We start from the raw sequence: 232 nt of genomic DNA, 5'->3' as shown, positions 1-232 counted from the left end.
GCCGAGGCGCAGAACGACGTCCGGGTGGTCCCCAGCACCGAGGACCACGTGCACACCGAGCTCCAGGGCATCGTGGGCGACGACATCCGGATCGAGACCGTGGTGGGCGACATCGGCATGGAGACGCCGTTCGAGGGAGTGCTCGTCGTCGCGATGGTGGCAGCCCGGGGTCGGCACGCCCCCGGAGTACCGTGCATCCCGTACCTCCTGGGAGCTGGAACGGGCAAGAAGG

General features: G+C 69.4%; 1 pseudogene. It reads left to right on the top strand.

Features of this window, described 5'->3' with window-relative positions:
• Positions 1-24 precede the first annotated feature (24 nt).
• A pseudogene (locus KVS71_RS19290) lies at positions 25-232 on the top strand (hypothetical protein); the annotation flags it as partial.

The sequence above is a fragment of the Microbacterium sp. GbtcB4 genome, assembly GCF_019091465.1.
Taxonomy (GTDB): Bacteria; Actinomycetota; Actinomycetes; order Actinomycetales; family Microbacteriaceae; genus Microbacterium; species Microbacterium paraoxydans.
Note: the sequence above shows the minus strand (reverse complement) of the source record. Positions and strands in the feature narration are given on the sequence as shown.